16 protein-coding genes and 1 tRNA gene are annotated in these 16,235 nt (G+C 38.0%); 11 read left to right on the top strand and 6 right to left on the bottom strand.

Annotation, left to right across the window (positions count from 1 at the left end; all coding sequences use genetic code 11):
- Positions 1-50: 50 nt before the first annotated feature.
- From hisS to IV494_RS06655, 3 genes are all read left to right on the top strand, one after another.
- Positions 51-1,400, top strand: coding sequence for a histidine--tRNA ligase (gene hisS, locus IV494_RS06665; RefSeq protein WP_196079354.1), 1,350 nt, complete (start codon positions 51-53; stop codon positions 1,398-1,400).
- A gap of 61 nt (positions 1,401-1,461) precedes the next feature.
- Entirely contained in the window at positions 1,462-1,878 is a 417-nt protein-coding gene (locus IV494_RS06660; protein WP_196079353.1) for an EamA family transporter, read from the top strand.
- Positions 1,879-2,003: 125 nt separating this feature from the next.
- Positions 2,004-2,077: transfer RNA gene (locus IV494_RS06655), tRNA-Ala, on the top strand.
- A 133-nt stretch (positions 2,078-2,210) separates the two neighbouring features.
- Here IV494_RS06655 and IV494_RS06650 read toward each other — a convergent pair.
- The 3 genes from IV494_RS06650 to IV494_RS06640 form a co-directional block, all read right to left on the bottom strand.
- Positions 2,211-2,885, bottom strand: coding sequence for a YceI family protein (locus IV494_RS06650; RefSeq protein WP_196079352.1), 675 nt, complete (start codon positions 2,883-2,885; stop codon positions 2,211-2,213).
- A 413-nt stretch (positions 2,886-3,298) separates the two neighbouring features.
- Positions 3,299-4,975: a formate--tetrahydrofolate ligase gene (locus tag IV494_RS06645; RefSeq protein WP_196079351.1), complete on the bottom strand. Its 1,677-nt coding sequence runs from the start codon at positions 4,973-4,975 to the stop codon at positions 3,299-3,301.
- Between the two features lie 164 nt (positions 4,976-5,139).
- On the bottom strand, positions 5,140-5,886 hold the full coding sequence (locus tag IV494_RS06640; protein ID WP_196079350.1) for an SDR family NAD(P)-dependent oxidoreductase: 747 nt from the start codon (positions 5,884-5,886) through the stop codon (positions 5,140-5,142).
- Between the two features lie 441 nt (positions 5,887-6,327).
- On the opposite strand from IV494_RS06640, the gene uvrA reads away from it, so the two are divergent.
- From uvrA to IV494_RS14710, 5 genes are all read left to right on the top strand, one after another.
- Positions 6,328-9,159, top strand: a complete 2,832-nt coding sequence (uvrA, locus tag IV494_RS06635) for an excinuclease ABC subunit UvrA (protein ID WP_196079349.1) — start codon at positions 6,328-6,330, stop codon at positions 9,157-9,159.
- Positions 9,160-9,322: 163 nt separating this feature from the next.
- Positions 9,323-9,841 carry a DUF421 domain-containing protein gene (locus IV494_RS06630; protein WP_196079348.1) on the top strand — a complete coding sequence of 173 codons (519 nt, stop codon included), beginning with the start codon at positions 9,323-9,325 and terminating at the stop codon, positions 9,839-9,841.
- Positions 9,842-9,858: 17 nt separating this feature from the next.
- Positions 9,859-10,356, top strand: coding sequence for a GNAT family N-acetyltransferase (locus IV494_RS06625; protein ID WP_196079347.1), 498 nt, complete (start codon positions 9,859-9,861; stop codon positions 10,354-10,356).
- Between the two features lie 93 nt (positions 10,357-10,449).
- Complete coding sequence (locus IV494_RS06620; RefSeq protein ID WP_196079346.1) at positions 10,450-12,015, top strand: NAD(P)/FAD-dependent oxidoreductase; 1,566 nt, start codon at positions 10,450-10,452, stop codon at positions 12,013-12,015.
- Between the two features lie 238 nt (positions 12,016-12,253).
- Complete coding sequence (locus IV494_RS14710; protein WP_230379923.1) at positions 12,254-12,787, top strand: hypothetical protein; 534 nt, start codon at positions 12,254-12,256, stop codon at positions 12,785-12,787.
- A 54-nt stretch (positions 12,788-12,841) separates the two neighbouring features.
- Here IV494_RS14710 and IV494_RS06610 read toward each other — a convergent pair whose 3' ends face one another.
- The 3 genes from IV494_RS06610 to IV494_RS06600 are packed head-to-tail and all read right to left on the bottom strand — an operon-like array spanning position 12,842 to position 14,043.
- Complete coding sequence (locus IV494_RS06610) at positions 12,842-13,090, bottom strand: DUF6952 family protein (protein ID WP_196079345.1); 249 nt, start codon at positions 13,088-13,090, stop codon at positions 12,842-12,844.
- Positions 13,090-13,398, bottom strand: coding sequence for a thioredoxin family protein (locus tag IV494_RS06605; protein WP_196079344.1), 309 nt, complete (start codon positions 13,396-13,398; stop codon positions 13,090-13,092). Before IV494_RS06605 ends, IV494_RS06610 begins: the two co-directional genes overlap by 1 nt.
- Positions 13,399-13,404: 6 nt before the next feature.
- Positions 13,405-14,043 carry a peroxiredoxin gene (locus tag IV494_RS06600; RefSeq protein WP_196079343.1) on the bottom strand — a complete coding sequence of 213 codons (639 nt, stop codon included), beginning with the start codon at positions 14,041-14,043 and terminating at the stop codon, positions 13,405-13,407.
- 248 nt (positions 14,044-14,291) lie between these two features.
- Here IV494_RS06600 and IV494_RS06595 point away from each other — a divergent pair, with 248 nt between their 5' ends.
- From IV494_RS06595 to IV494_RS06585, 3 genes are all read left to right on the top strand, one after another.
- Positions 14,292-14,771 carry a heme-binding domain-containing protein gene (locus IV494_RS06595; RefSeq protein WP_196079342.1) on the top strand — a complete coding sequence of 160 codons (480 nt, stop codon included), beginning with the start codon at positions 14,292-14,294 and terminating at the stop codon, positions 14,769-14,771.
- 75 nt (positions 14,772-14,846) lie between these two features.
- Positions 14,847-15,251 carry a thiol-disulfide oxidoreductase DCC family protein gene (locus IV494_RS06590; RefSeq protein ID WP_196079341.1) on the top strand — a complete coding sequence of 135 codons (405 nt, stop codon included), beginning with the start codon at positions 14,847-14,849 and terminating at the stop codon, positions 15,249-15,251.
- Positions 15,252-15,576: 325 nt separating this feature from the next.
- Positions 15,577-16,233: a DUF4290 domain-containing protein gene (locus tag IV494_RS06585; protein WP_196079340.1), complete on the top strand. Its 657-nt coding sequence runs from the start codon at positions 15,577-15,579 to the stop codon at positions 16,231-16,233.
- The last annotated feature ends 2 nt before the right edge of the window (positions 16,234-16,235 follow it).

Below are 16,235 nucleotides of genomic sequence, written 5' to 3'. Positions count from 1 at the left end.
CAATTACTCATCACTCATAATCAATCATTCATTACTCATCAATTATAATCATGAAGCCCAGTTTAGCAAAAGGAACCCGCGATTTTTCCGCCGAAGAAGTTTACAGGAGAAAATTCATCACCAATATTTTACAGACTAATTTTGAACTTTTTGGTTTCCAGCCTTTAGAAACACCAAGTTTTGAAAACCTTTCGACTTTAACCGGGAAGTACGGTGAAGAAGGAGATCGCTTGATTTTTAAAATTTTGAATTCCGGGGATTACGCTTCGAAAACAAAAGATGAAGATTGGTCCACTAAAAATTCGCAGAAACTGATTTCTCAAATTTCAGAAAAAGCTTTGCGTTACGATCTCACCGTTCCTTTCGCAAGATATGTTGCGATGAATCATGGACAAATGACTTTTCCTTTTAAGCGCTATCAAATTCAACCGGTTTGGCGAGCTGATCGTCCACAGAAAGGGCGTTTCCGTGAATTTTATCAATGTGATGCTGATGTTGTTGGAAGCGAAAGTTTGTGGCAGGAAGTGGAACTGGTTCAGTTGTATTTGAAGTCTTTTTCAGAATTAAAAATTCCGGTAACCATTCATTTAAACAATCGAAAAATTCTTTCCGGTTTAGCAGAATTGGCGGGAATTTCTGACCAGCTCATCGATTTTACGGTCGCACTCGACAAGCTCGATAAGATTGGAAAAGAAGGTGTTGTTAAAGAATTATTAGAAAAAAATATCGCTCAGGAATCCATAGAAAAGCTAGATTTTCTTTTTTCTCAAAGTAGTAATGCATTGGAAAATGTGTTGCAATTGAAAGAAAAATTTGCAGGCAACGAAATCGGAACAAGCGGAGTAGAAGAGTTAGAATTTGTTTTGAAAACTTGTCTGGAATTAGGTGTTTCTGAAGAAAGTTTAAAATTTGATATCACTTTAGCGAGAGGACTCGATTATTACACAGGCGCAATTTTCGAAGTCAAAGCCAATAATGTTGCGATGGGTTCCATCGGCGGCGGCGGACGTTACGATAATTTGACGGAAGTTTTTGGCGTAAAAAACATTCCCGGAATTGGAATTTCTTTTGGTCTCGACCGAATTTATCTCGTGATGGAAGAACTGCAATTATTTCCACAAGATTCTGTAAAAACCGTGAGTTATCTTTTTGCTAATTATGGAGAAAAAGAATCTTTCGCCGCAATGAAAGTCATTGCGCAGCTTCGTGCGAAAGGTATTTCTGCAGAGCTTTATCCGGAAGATGCAAAACTGAAAAAGCAATTTACCTACGCCGAAAAGAAAGGAATTCCTAATCTCGTTTTTTACGGAGAACAGGAAATTTCCGAAGGAAAAATTACGATCAAAGATTTGAAAACGGGTGAACAGATTACTCGACCTACTAACGAGTTTCTAAATTGAAACTAAAACCGTGTCAAGGTTCTGAACCTTGACACGGTTAATCAACAAAACATAAAACAAGATGTGGTGGATCTACGCTTTACTTTCCGCTTTATTTGCAGCAGCAACCGCAATATTTGCGAAGATCGGAGTTGAAAACGTCAACTCAAACTTAGCAACCGCCATTCGAACGGTCGTTGTTTTGGTCATGATCTGGCTCATCGTTTTTTTTCGCCAGGAATACAAAGGAATTGGCGAACTGTCCCAAAGAAACTGGATCTTTCTAGGAATTTCAGGTTTAGCAACCGGATTTTCCTGGATCTTTTATTTTAAAGCTTTGCAAATGGGCGAAGTCTCGAAAGTCGCTGGAATCGATAAACTCAGTTTGGCTTTAACCATCATATTTGCCGTTATCTTTTTAGGCGAAACTCTAACCTGGAAAACCGCAGTCGGCGGAAGTTTAATTATCGCCGGAACATTATTTCTGATCTGGAAATAAATTATTATTTCTATTGACGATATCGTTTAAAAATAAAAACATTCGATTTTTGCTTTTAACTCCCAAAAATTTGTATCATTGCAAATCTAAAATTCAGAATTTAAAATCTAAAATTTTAGAGAAATGGGGGATTAGCTCATCTGGCTAGAGCGCAACACTGGCAGTGTTGAGGTGGTCGGTTCGATCCCGATATCCTCCACAACCACTTATTCGAAAGAATTAGTGGTTTTTTTGGCCAAATTAAGACCCCCAAAATTGTAATATCATAAAAAATCAGACACAAAAAAAGCCACAATAAATGTGGCTTCCGTATTTATAATTTTGAAAATAAATTATTTATTGGCAACAATATTAAGCTCAAGATCAACATCTTTCGAGATCATCCAGTCTTTCGCGTCACCGTCTGTTCCGTAAGCTAAACCCCAATCTTGTCTGTTGATGGTAAATTTGGACCACATTTTCACTTCATTACCGGTAACTTCAACTTTCGCAGGGAAGGTTACGTTCACCGTTTTATCTTTGATCGTCAAATTTCCGCTTACCGTTTTGTTCGCACCGTCTGTTTTGCTCTCTGTACCTGCAGCTAGATCTGCTACTTTCGTAATTTCAAATTTCACGGTAGGATATTTTGCAGTATCGAAAAAATCGGCACTTTTCAAGTGAGTATCCAGATCAGCAGAAGTTTTTCCTTCGGTTGCTGCGGGATCTACTGATTTTGGATCAGTCGTCAAACTGTTGATATCAGAAGTTAAACTCCCGGATGTCAAATTTCCATTTTCTACAGATAAAGTTCCTGTTGTTTTTGTCGTTCCAAATCTTGGGTTCAGTCCGCCTTTATGAGACGCGGTCCAGTTTACGGTGCTGCTGTCTGCATTTACGGTGAAAGTTTCCCCTTTGTTTTCGGCCACCGCTTGTTCCGTAGAAGTGGTCGCGCTGTCGGTTTTAGATTCTTTACAAGACACTGCAAATAAAAATGCAGAAATTGCCAGGATTGATAGTTTTTTCATTGTTAACTGTTAGTTGAATTTAAGTCTGCAAAACTAAGAGAAGATTTTCAACTACCACTTGACCTATGATAAGAAATGGTTGCATGAGGCTATTATTTTTTGGGGCGCACATTTCCGCCCTCCGTTCCCGCTTTTTTCCTCGTCGTACCTCCTCACAAAAAGAGCTCCACTCAAGTCGGGGCGCAATTTTCGCAAGTACCACGATTCGTTTTTAAAATTCCTGAAAAAAATCAACTAATACTCAACCGCTCTTAAGTTTCAATAGAATGCATGGTGCAATTAAAAACCTTTTCTTTAATCGAAGATCTATAATCGTCGCAACTAAGGCGTGCTTTTGGAAAGAATCCTTTTCTAAAACTAATGTGAATAATGTGTTTAATATTACACTGCATCAAATTGAACAGCCTTATTATTTAACTCAACCCCGTAATTTTCCCATCTTTATCGATGAACATTCCTTCCGCTGCAGGAACATTTGGCAATCCCGGCATTCTCATCATATCTCCCAAAATCGGAATAATAAATCCGGCACCCGCCGCAAATTCAAACTCCCGAACGGTGATGTTAAAATTTGTTGGTCTACCGATTTTTGTTTCATCATCGGTCAAAGATTTCTGTGTTTTAGCCATACAAATGGGCAGATTATCAAAACCCAGATTGTAAATTGTTTTCAGTTGGGTTTTCGCTTTTTGGGAATAAACAACGCTGTCCGCGCCGTAAACTTCTTTTGCGATCGTCTCAATTTTATTTTCTACAGAATCTTCAACCTGATATAAAGGTTCAAAATTATTTTCCCCGGAATTCGCAGCACGAACAACTTCTTCTGCAAGGTCTGTCATTCCGGCGCCACCTTTTGTAAATTCATCGGCAAGAATTGCTTTCACACCGAGTTTATCACATTCAGAAATAAGGAAATCGATTTCCTCCGGAGAATCTGCCGCGAAATGATTAATAGCAATGATCGGTCTAAAACCTAATTTAAAACCGTTTTCAATATGTTTCGTCAAATTCTCGAAACCCTTTTTCAGACTTGGTAAATTCGGACTTTCATATTCTCCTTTTTTGGCGCCACCTTGATATCTCAATGCACGAATTGTTGCCACAATTACATATGCATCAGGTTTTATATTTCCGTAATGACATTTGATATGCAAGAATTTTTCCGCGCCCAGATCTGCACCAAATCCTGCTTCTGTTACCACATAATCTGCTAAGGAAAGTCCCATTTTTGTGGCAATAATGCTGTTTGTTCCCTGTGCAATATTCGCAAACGGTCCGCCGTGAAGAATGGCTGGATTTCCTTCTAAACTCTGAACGAGATTTGGTTTGATCGCATCTTTTAATAAAATAGCCATCGCATTTTCTGCTTTCAGATCTCTTGCGAAAATAGGTTTCTTATCGAAGGTATATCCAACAAAAATATTTCCCAAACGGTTTTTCAGATCTTCAAAATCTTTACTCAAACACAAAATCGCCATCACTTCACTTGCCGGCGTAATGTTGAATCCTTCTTCCCGCGTAATTCCGTTATTGGAACCACCCAAACCAATGACGATATTTCGCAGCGAGCGGTCATTCATATCCATGACACGTTTCCACACAATTGTTCGTGGATCAATATTTAAAGAAAATTTCTTGTTCTGTAAATTATTATCGATAAGCGCAGAAAGTAAATTATTGGATTTTTCAATGGCCGAGAAATCTCCTGTAAAATGCAAGTTGATATCAATCATCGGAATGAGTTGTGCGTAACCGCCACCTGCAGCGCCACCTTTCATGCCGAAAACCGGACCGAGCGAAGGTTCCCGTAAAACTGCAATCGACTTTTTACCGATCTTATTCAAGCCATCACTCAATCCTACAGAAACTGTCGTTTTTCCTTCTCCCGCCGGAGTTGGATTAATCGCAGTAACCAAAATCAATTTTGCTTTTTTGATCTTCTCTTCGTCGATATATTGGAGCGGAATTTTGGTTTTATACTTTCCGTAATATTCAAGGTCATCATGATCAATGCCTACTTTATCAGCGATATTTTTGATCAATTGAATGTCGGCGGATTCTGCAATTTCTAGATCGGTAGGGAAACTCATATTCTGGTATTTTTAATTCAATCAAATTTAGTGGAAATCAATTTGGAAATCAATTTTTTATTCATGCTTTACATCAGTAGTTCTGTTTTTTACAAAAAAAAGAATAGCAAATCTTTCGATTAACTATTCTTCAGCAATTTAATTCAGTCAAAAGCAACTAAATTTTATCTTAATTTAATATCCCCACCATCTGCCATAATTGTTTGACCTGTCATATATTGACTGTCGTCACTCAATAGAAAGGCCACAATTGGTGCAATATCGTTTTCAGGATCTCCAAAATGACTCAACGGAATATGATCGGCAATTTGCTTGTACTGCTCCGGACTGCTTTCTCGCCATTGGATAACACCTTCAGTTAAAGCCAGTGGACAAACGACATTAACTCGAATATTATCTTTGCCCCATTCCGTCGCTGCAACACGGCTCAAACCTCGAATGGCTTCTTTGGCAGCAGCATAACTTGCCTGCGTAGCCTGTCCGTTCAGGGCGGCACCGGATCCAAAATTGACCACCGAACCTTTTGATTTTTTTAATTCAGCATAGGCGGCTTTCATAAAATGAAGGGTTGCATTAAATCCAGTTCCAAAAGATAAAGCCCAATCGTCTGCCGTTAATTCCATCAGCGGTTTTTGGCGAGAAGCGTGTGCGTTGTTGACCAATCCGGTTAGTTTTCCAAATTTTGAAACAGCCAGCTTTACCGCTTCTTCTGCGACGGCTTCTTTGGATACGTCACCATTTAGGAATACAATGTTTTGCGGACTTTCTTTTACTTTATTTTTTCCGGCTTCTTCGTTGATATCTACAGCAACTACAGAGGCACCACGTTTGACGAGAACCGATGTTAGAGCACCGCCAATTCCCGACGCTCCACCTGTAACGATTACGACTTGTCCTTTTAAATTTTCCATAACTTTTTAACTTTTAAATGATTATTTCGCCAACTGTAACAGATACTTTATTATTGAAAATAGTTGGTTTTATATTGAAGTAAAGGTAATGAATGATCGAGTCTTACGAAATGTTGGAAAGTTGGAATTACATGTTCAAATGGAATAATTTCAATTTTTCATGCGAAGAAATTTAAATTAAAAGAAGCTTTTTCGGCAATCTTTTTGATGAGTAAGATGTTCGAGGATTCTGCAATTTCCAGATCGGTAGGAAAACTCATATTGAGGTGATTTTAATTCAATCAAATTCAGCGTAAATCATTTTTTGAATAAAATTTAAGATGCTTTTTTTAATCATTCTCAGAACTTTAAGGAATAATAATAAAGAATGTCAGACTTTATAATCCTATAAAATTTCCGTATTTTTGCAGAATTCCAAAAATTGAATTTTGGAACATTACAATGAAAGATCAGAAAGAATATATCGAAGTTTACGGTGCCCGTGAACACAATCTCAAAAATATAGACGTCAAAATTCCCCGCAATGAACTCGTTGTGATCACCGGACTTTCCGGGAGTGGAAAATCTTCCCTGGCTTTTGATACCATTTTCGCAGAAGGTCAAAGACGATATATCGAAACTTTTTCGGCTTATGCAAGACAGTTTCTTGGCGGTTTAGAAAGACCGGATGTCGACAAGATCGACGGACTTTCTCCCGTGATCGCCATCGAACAGAAAACCACGAATAAAAATCCACGTTCAACCGTTGGGACAGTGACCGAACTCTACGATTATCTGCGTTTACTTTTCGCCAGAGTTTCCGATGCGTATTCTTTGCATTCCGGAAAAAAACTGGTGAGTTATACGGAAGAGCAGATCTTAGAAACCATCAATAAAAATTACAAGGGTGAAAAGGTAATGTTGATGGCTCCTGTAGTGCGTTCCAGAAAAGGACATTACCATGAACTTTTTATCCAGATGGCGAAGAAAGGTTACGGGCAAGCCAGAATCGACGGAGATCTGCAGGATATTGAATACGATTTAAAACTCGACCGCTACAAAACCCACGATATCGATATTGTGATCGACCGCTGGATCATCGGCGAAAGTGCTTCAGAAAACCGCATGGAAAAATCGCTGAAAACCGCTTTACAAATGGGGGAAGGCGTTATTGGAATTCAGAAATTAGGCAGCGATGAGATCGATTATTTCTCCAAAAATTTGATGGATGATGAGTCCGGACAATCTTTGGCTTTACCCGAACCTAACACCTTTTCCTTCAATTCTCCGAAAGGAAGTTGCCCTTATTGCAAAGGTTTGGGCGAAGTGAAAAGAGTCAACACCGATTATTTTGTAGAGAATCCTAAACTTTCTATCAATCAGGGAGGTTTGCTTCCTCTGGAAGATATGAAATCCAACAAATGGATCTCTGGTCAGATCAAAAATATTTTAGAGATCTTCGGTTTGAGTTTAGCGACACCGTTCAAAGATATTCCGAAAGAAGCGCTTGAATACGTGTATCATGGTTGTCACAAAGAATTTAACAAGGATCTAAAATACGCCGGAATTACCAAAAAAATAAAGGTCAATTTCGACGGTCTGGTTCCGATCATCAATGAAATGATCGATGATAAAGAAAGTTACGATGCGATTTTATTGGAAAGACATTTTACGACGGAAGAAACCTGTCCGGAATGTAAAGGAACGCGTTTGCAGCCTTCAAGTTTGAGTTTTAAGATCGATGGAAAAAACATTGCAGAAATTAATGCGCTATCACTTTCTGATCTGAAAATCTGGCTTAATGAAGTTGAAGATACTTTCAGTTCAAAACAAAAAATAATCGGTCATGAAATTTTAAAGGAAATCAAAACCAGACTGCAATTTCTTCTGGATGTTGGTTTGGAATATTTAAGTTTAAGCCGAAGTTCAAGAACGCTTTCGGGTGGGGAATCGCAGCGGATCCGTCTTGCAACACAGATCGGATCGCAACTGGTCAATGTGCTTTATATTTTAGATGAACCTTCCATTGGTTTGCATCAAAGAGATAACGAAAGACTCATCGCGTCTTTGAAAAATTTAAGAGACATCGGAAACTCTGTAATCGTTGTTGAGCACGACAAAGACATGATCATGGAAGCTGATGAGGTTTTAGACATTGGTCCAAGAGCCGGGAAATTCGGTGGAGAAATTCTTTGGCAGGGAAAACCAAAAGAGTTGTTGAAAGCTGACACCATCACCGCAGATTATATTACAGGAAAACGCAAAATTGAAATTCCGGAAACCCGAAGAGAAGGGAACGGCAAATCGATTTCTTTAAAAGGCGCAACAGGAAATAACTTGAAAAATGTGAACCTTGAGATTCCTTTAGGTAAATTAGTTGTCGTTACGGGAATTTCCGGAAGTGGAAAATCTTCTTTAATTAATGGAACTTTATATCCGATCTTGAACCGACATTTTTATCGAAGTGTTCAGGATCCTTTACCGTACAAAAAAATTGAGGGAATTGATAATATAGACAAAATTGTAGATGTTGATCAATCACCGATCGGCAGAACGCCACGTTCAAATCCTGCGACTTACACCGGAATGTTTACCGACATCCGAAATCTTTTCGCGGAACTCCCCGAATCTAAAATTAGAGGTTATAAAGCCGGAAGATTTTCCTTCAACGTAAAAGGTGGAAGATGCGAAACCTGTCAAGGTGGTGGTTTGAAAGTCATTGAAATGAATTTCTTGCCCGACGTTTATGTTCATTGTGAAACGTGTAACGGTAAAAGATTCAACCGCGAAACCCTGGAAGTTCGGTATAAAGGAAAATCAATTTCTGATGTTTTGGAAATGACGATCGATGAAGCGACAGAATTTTTTCAACCGATCCCGAAAATCTATGCGAGAGTAAAAACCATGCAGGATGTTGGTTTAGGTTACATTACGATGGGTCAACAATCCACGACTTTGAGTGGTGGTGAAGCACAACGGATAAAACTCGCGACCGAATTATCGAAAAGACAAACCGGAAATACACTTTATATCTTAGATGAACCAACAACAGGATTGCATTTTGAAGATGTAAAAGTCTTAATGGAAGCGATTACAAAACTTGTGGAATTAGGAAATTCTTTCATCATCATCGAACATAATTTGGATGTAATCAAACTCGCAGATCACATTATCGACATTGGTCCGGAAGGTGGAAAACATGGTGGAGAAATTATCGCAAAAGGAACTCCGGAAGAGATTGTAAAATCCAGAAAATCATTGACAGCGAAATATTTGAAAAGGGAATTGAACTGATTGATTTAGATGTTCAATACTATTGAATTTCTCTACTTTTATTAATTGCATCAATCTTTGATAAAGTTTTAAATCTTTTCTGAAATAAAATGAATGCTTTTCAAAATCAAATTGAAAAACTAAAAGTTAATTTCTTTTACTTTGCATTACAAAACAGAATATAATGAATCCCTTTCTTGATGTCGCTTTACGCAGTCTTGCCGTCTACTTATTTATGTTCGCAGCGATTCGGCTTTTTGGTAAGAACCAATTGTCGCAGTTAAATGCAGGAGATATTGTCTTGCTTTTGCTCATTTCCAATGCAGTGCAAAATGCCATGGTCGGCTCTAATACGAGTTTACAAGGTGGTTTGGTTGCTGCTCTGGTTTTATTTGCCTCCAATTTTGTGGTCAAGAAAATTATTTTCAAAAATTCTAAGATCAAAAGTCTCATCGAATCTGATCCCGTCATTTTAATTAGAGATGGAATCGTAGATAATGTTGCAATGAAAAAGGAAGATATCGATTTTGATGAGCTCGAAGAAGCAGTACGCGAACATGGTGTTGAGAAAATTGAGGACGTAAAATTAGCAGTTTTAGAAGTTGACGGAAATATAAGTGTTATATCAATGGATAAAAAAAGCAGTGGTACAAACTATTCACATCACAAAAGAAAATATCCCCGTAAAACACATCGATTTTAAAATAAATTACCGAAAAAATGAACTACGAAATCCGCGAAATGTTACCAGCCGATGGTGAGAAAGTTTTAGAAATATTCCAGGAAGGAATCGAGGGAAAAAATGCCACGTTTGATCCATCAGCACCTACCTGGGAATGTTGGGATCAGAAACATTTCAATATTTGTCGATTTGTTTTAGAGAACGAAAATGAAGAAATCGTAGGTTGGGCAGCTTTACAACCCATTAGTAATCGCGATTGTTTCAAAGGGGTCGCCGAAGTAAGTATTTACTTATCCAATTCGGTACAGGGAAAAGGATTGGGTTCGATGTTATTGAAAAAATTAATTCTCGACAGTGAAGAGCACGAGTTCTGGACTTTACAAGCCGGAATTTTCCCGGAAAACGAAGCCAGTATTTATGTTCATAAGAAACAAGGTTTTCGGGAAGTTGGATATCGGGAGAAAATTGGTCAGATGAATGGCGCTTGGCGGGATATTATTTTATTGGAAAGACGAAGTAAGATTGTTGGAATTTAAATATTATAATTTTCCAGTCGATCATTTATTTTACCTGAAAAAGTAATTTTTTTACAATAATAATTTTTAAATCTTTTCCCTTATTTTTGCGCAATGCCAAAAGAATTTCAGTTTCAAGTATCACCGGAAGCAGCTTCAAATGAAGATCTGTTAGCAAAACAGGTTGCTAAATTTTGTAAAATTAGTCCTGCTGAAATTCAGAAAGTGGTGGTTTTAAAACGTTCCATCGATGCACGCCAAAAATCCATTAAAGTCAATCTGAAAGGAAATGCTTTTCTTGTTGGTGAAGACTATACGGCTTCAAAAATTGAATTACCGGATTATCCGAATGTTGAAAATAAACAGGAAGTGATCGTTGTCGGAGCCGGTCCAGCCGGATTATTTGCAGCTTTGCAATTAATTGAACTTGGATTAAAACCGATCGTTTTAGAGCGTGGAAAAGAAGTTCGTGGTCGCCGCCGGGATTTAAAAGCCATTAACGTTGATGGAATAGTCAATGAAGATTCCAATTATTGTTTTGGCGAAGGTGGAGCAGGAACGTATTCCGATGGAAAATTATATACGCGTTCCAAAAAGCGTGGCGATATTGACCGGGTTTTAGAACTATTCGTTGGTTTTGGCGCGACTCCGGATATTATGGTCGAAGCGCATCCGCACATTGGAACCAATAAATTACCTCAAATTATTCAGGATATTCGGGAGAAAATTATCGCGTGCGGCGGAGAAGTTTTATTTGAAACCCGCGTCACCGATTTTGTCTTGAAAAATAACGAAATGCAAGGTGTCGTTCTGCAAAATGGAGATGTAATTTCCGCTCAGAAAGTTATTTTAGCAACGGGTCACTCGGCTCGTGATATTTTCGAATTATTACATAAAAAAAATATTCTGATCGAAGCGAAACCTTTTGCTTTGGGCGTTCGCGCAGAACATCCACAATCATTGATCGATAAAATTCAATATTCCTGCGATTATCGCGGGGAATTTTTGCCACCCGCGCCATATTCAGTCGTAAAACAAGTTCAGGGTCGCGGAATTTATTCTTTCTGTATGTGTCCAGGCGGCGTAATTGCGCCATGTGCAACCAGCCCGGGAGAAGTGGTGACGAATGGTTGGTCGCCTTCCAAAAGAGATCAAGCTACCGCAAATTCCGGAATTGTGGTCGAATTAAAACTGGAAGATTTTAAACCTTACCAACAGTTCGGACCTTTAGCAGGAATGGAATTTCAGAAAGCAATTGAGCAAAAAGCTTGGCATTTAGCGGGTGAAACTCAAAAAGCTCCGGCGCAGAGAATGGTCGATTTTACGCAGAATAAAGTTTCACAAGATATTCCAAAAACTTCTTATGTCCCCGGAACGACTTCCGTTGAAATGGGACAGGTTTTCCCCGGATTTTTAACGCAGATCATGCGGGAAGGTTTTCTGCAGTTCGAAAAATCGATGAAAGGTTATTTGACCAATGAGGCGGTTTTGCACGCGCCGGAAAGCCGCACTTCTTCGCCAGTTCGAATTCCACGTCACGATATTTCTTTAGAACATATTCAAATCAAAGGTTTATATCCTTGTGGTGAAGGCGCAGGTTATGCAGGCGGAATTATTTCTGCGGCGATCGATGGCGAAAAATGTGCTTTGAAAGTCGCTGAAAGTTTAAGTAAACTTTAGAAAAAACAGATTGTTAATTGATTGAAAAAATTTCTAATATTTTTTCGAAATTAATAAATTGTAAGTCATTAATGTTTCTAAAAAGCACCACTAAAACTGCATAAAGTGCAATGTTATTTTATTCGAATAATCTCCTGAAATAGCGGTATTTAGATATTCTCCCATTTCCGATCCCTCTTGAATTTTAGAGTTTGGCACTATTATGGAAACTTAGGCCATAATCTTTAAAATTTAAAAAATGAAAAATTTACTTAAAATAGTTGCACTCTCGGGATTCGCTTTTGTGCTGTCGTCGTGTGGTACAGCAAATGATGTTTACGGGAATAATAACCCAAACAACTATCCAACCAACAATCGTGGTGTTTACAGAGTTCCAGATGGAACGGTTTACGGACAAAATGATATTTTTCGCGATAGGAACGGAAACGTTTATCAAAACGGTCGAATAATCAGAACAGGTGATATTTCGGGTCAACCCGGGGTTTTAGGAAGAAATGGAAACAACCATCAGGTTTTTTATCCGAACAATAATGCAAGAAGACTTCCGCCGGGACAAGCCAAGAAAATTTACGGTGGCAATGCGAAAGATTACGCGAGAGGACAAATGAAAAAAAGAGATGGCGACTGGAATAACGACCGCCAGAGAAGAGATGACGAGGGCGATCGACGATATAGGAAAGACGACGATCATAAATATGAGAACCGTAACGGAAAAGAGTATAAAAAGAGATTCAAATCCAAAGATCGGGATCGGGATAATAATGACGATTAACAATAAAAAAAGGCGGGAAAATTTCCCGCCTTTTTCTTTCATTTTTACTGAATACTATCGATCAATTGAGCCTAAAACCTTTTGTGCAAAGGAGTTTAGTGCATCTCTTTCGGGCATTCCATTCGCAACATTTGCATGCACTTCCAGCGCTCCACAAATATTGGTGATCAATTCTCCGGTAACATTCAGATCTTCTTCTGTTGTTCCTCTAAATTCTGAAAATGCTTCTAAAACTTCCAGTGTTTTTTCCAGATTTTCAACCGTTTGCGTTTGATAAAACTGTCTGATTACAGGTAATTTCATTAGTTTAATTCATTAAATAAATTAATTAGACTTTCAGCTTGGTTCGACTGAACCTGATTCACCAGTTCCCCATTTTTGAAAATCGCAAAGGTTGGTAAATTATCAACTTTCGCTAATTTTCTACTTTCCGGTAACTTTTCAGCGTCAACATATAAGAAAGGGATCGCATCATTTTCTGAAGCTAATTTCTTGAATTTCGGCTTCATGATTCTGCAGTTTCCACACCATGTTGCGCCGTATTGTACGACTACTTTTTCATTGTCTGCAACTATTTGCTGCAAAGTATCTTCTGCTAATTCTGTGTACATAATTTCTTAGTTATTGTGACTTGCTAAATATTCTGCAGTCGATTTTCGATCTGCTTTCATTGCATCTTTTCCTTCTTCCCAGTTTGCCGGGCAAACTTCACCATGTTTTTGAACGTGCGTGTAAGCATCGATCAATCTTAAAAATTCCTTTACGTTTCTTCCCAATGGCATATCATTTACTGCTTCGTGGAAAATTTTTCCAGTCTCATCAATTAAATAAGTTGCTCTGTAAGTTACGTTTGAACCTGTGAAGATCTCATTTCCTTCATCATCATATTCGAAATCCTGATCTACAATTCCAAGCATGTTTGCCAGTTGTCTGTGCGTATCTGAAAGAATAGGGTAAGTTACGCCTTCGATTCCGCCGTTATCTTTTGGAGTATTCAACCACGCGAAATGTACCTCATTGGTATCGCAAGACGCTCCGATCACTTTCGTATTTCTTTTTTCGAATTCACCTAAAGCTTCCTGGAAAGCGTGAAGTTCTGTAGGGCAAACGAATGTGAAATCTTTCGGATACCAGAATAATATAACTTTTTGTTCGTTTTGAGTGGCTTCTTCAAAAATGTTAATTTTCAAATCGTCTCCCATCTCGCTCATCGCGTCGATCTGAATATTTGGGAATTTTTTACCTACTAATGACATAATATGTTGTTTTTAAATTTTATAGTGCAAAAGTACTCAGTTTTTATCAATTAGAAAACCTTTTTCGATTTATAAAATCTATAATTTATAAAGATTTGATAGAAACTTACTTTTTTCATCAGAGTAAAATTAAGGAATATTCAACGCAATTCCTATTGAAGTGATATCAATCACACGCTTTGAAAGCGCAGAGGAAAGTAGGAGTATATCGAAAATTATCATTAAATTCACCTGGTTAAATTTGCATCATGAAAAAAATTCTTGTTATTCTCTTTGTCGCTTTTATTATCATACAGTTTTTTCCGATTGATAAAAATAATCCGGCTGCGATTCCACAAATGGATTTTTTGACCATTAAAAATACGCCGGAAAGTACGGCTGCACTGATCAGAAATGGTTGTTACGACTGTCATAGTAATGAGTCGAAATATCCATGGTATTCAAATGTTCAACCGGTTGCCTGGTTTTTAGAAAGTCATATTAAGGATGCCAGAAAACATCTTAATTTTTCCACTTTTGCTACGTATGAACCCAAAAGACAGGCACATAAATTAGCTGAAGCGATTGGTGAAGTTGAAGATGGTGGAATGCCTTTGGATTCTTATGTTTTAATTCATCATGAGGCCAAATTTACGGAGGCTCAAAAACAGGAAGTTCTTAAATATTTTAAACTGGTGGAAGGTGATATTCGCCGCGAACATAATTTACCACCCGAAGAAAAAAAATAGATTTTTCAAAAATATTTTTGCTTAAAGCTTTCTATACGTTACTTCAATTATTAAAGAATTTCAGCACAAAATAATATGATCGACTCTACAAAATATTATGTTTTTTACGATGGGGACTGCGGTTTCTGCAATTACTGGGTTCAGTGGATCCTGAAAAATGATGTGAATGATCAGTTTTTATTTTCCTCTCTGCAATCAGATTTCGGACAAAAATTTCTCACGGAACGAGGTCTGGAAAACAAGGAATTCAGCACGCTTTATCTTTGGAAACCAAATTCTTTTTATCTAAAAAAATCTCAGGCAGCGTTGAAAATCGCCAGAATTATGGGTGGAAAATTTGCCATTATTGGAAATTTAAATTTTTTCCCCAGTTTTTTATCGGATCTTGTTTACGATCAAATTGCTAAAAACAGAACGAAACTTGCGTCTCAAAAATGTTTTCTGCCCAATGAAAAAGAGCGGGCAAAGTTTGTTGAATAATTTGCTTCTTACTATCACATCTTTTAAGTAGGCCTTCAACGAATATTCTCTTTTTAGGAACCATGTCAAGGTTCGAAACCTTGATAAGGTTAACAGCAGCAGTGTTTTTTAGGCAACCAAAATTTCGATTTTAATAACATAATTAAATTCGAAGCGGGATCTGCGTGAGGTTGCAGGCGGAAATCCTCGTTTGCCGGAATTCCGGCACACGAGATTGGGAGCCGAAGACCGACCCGAGCTTTGGGAAAGAAAGGGAAGGGGCACGCCCAAAAAAATAGAAAAATCTTGAACTTTAAACCTGAAACAAATTCTTATATTTGCAATTATGGAATACAATACCGAAAGAACACATTTACAACTGCCGGAATATGGCAGAATTATACAGCAACTGGTCGAACGTTGCAAAGAGCTTGCTACTAAGGAAGAACGGACTGAAATGGCGGTAGCGATTGTTGATTTCATGGGACAGAGAAATCCACAACTTCGGGATGAAGAGAATTTTAAACATAAACTTTGGGACCATCTTTATATTCTGGCGAGTCATGACTTAGATGTCGATTCTCCGTACCCTTTCCCAACCATGGAGGAATTGCAGGAAAAGCCGAAAAGAATGGATTACCCGAAATTGCAGGGCGATTTTAAATTTTACGGAAAAAGTATTTTGCAGCTGATCGAAATGGCGATCAAACTGGAAGCAGGCGACGAGAAAGATGCTTTGATCCAGGTTATTGCGAACAATATGAAAAAATCCTACAATGTTTATAACAAGGAACATGTGCAGGATGAAGTGATTTTCCGTCATTTGAAAGATCTTTCACAAAATCGTCTGGATTTAACGGTCCTTGATTCACTGGAAAAAAGTAAAATTTACTATGCGACCAATCGCAATAATAAAAATACCGGCAGAAATCAGCAAAACCAAAACAGCCAGAACAGTCAGAATAAGAGAAGGAATTTTCAAAACAATAAAAACCGAAATTAGAA

Source organism: Kaistella gelatinilytica, assembly GCF_015679325.1.
GTDB lineage: Bacteria > Bacteroidota > Bacteroidia > Flavobacteriales > Weeksellaceae > Kaistella > Kaistella gelatinilytica.
Note: the sequence above shows the minus strand (reverse complement) of the source record. Positions and strands in the feature narration are given on the sequence as shown.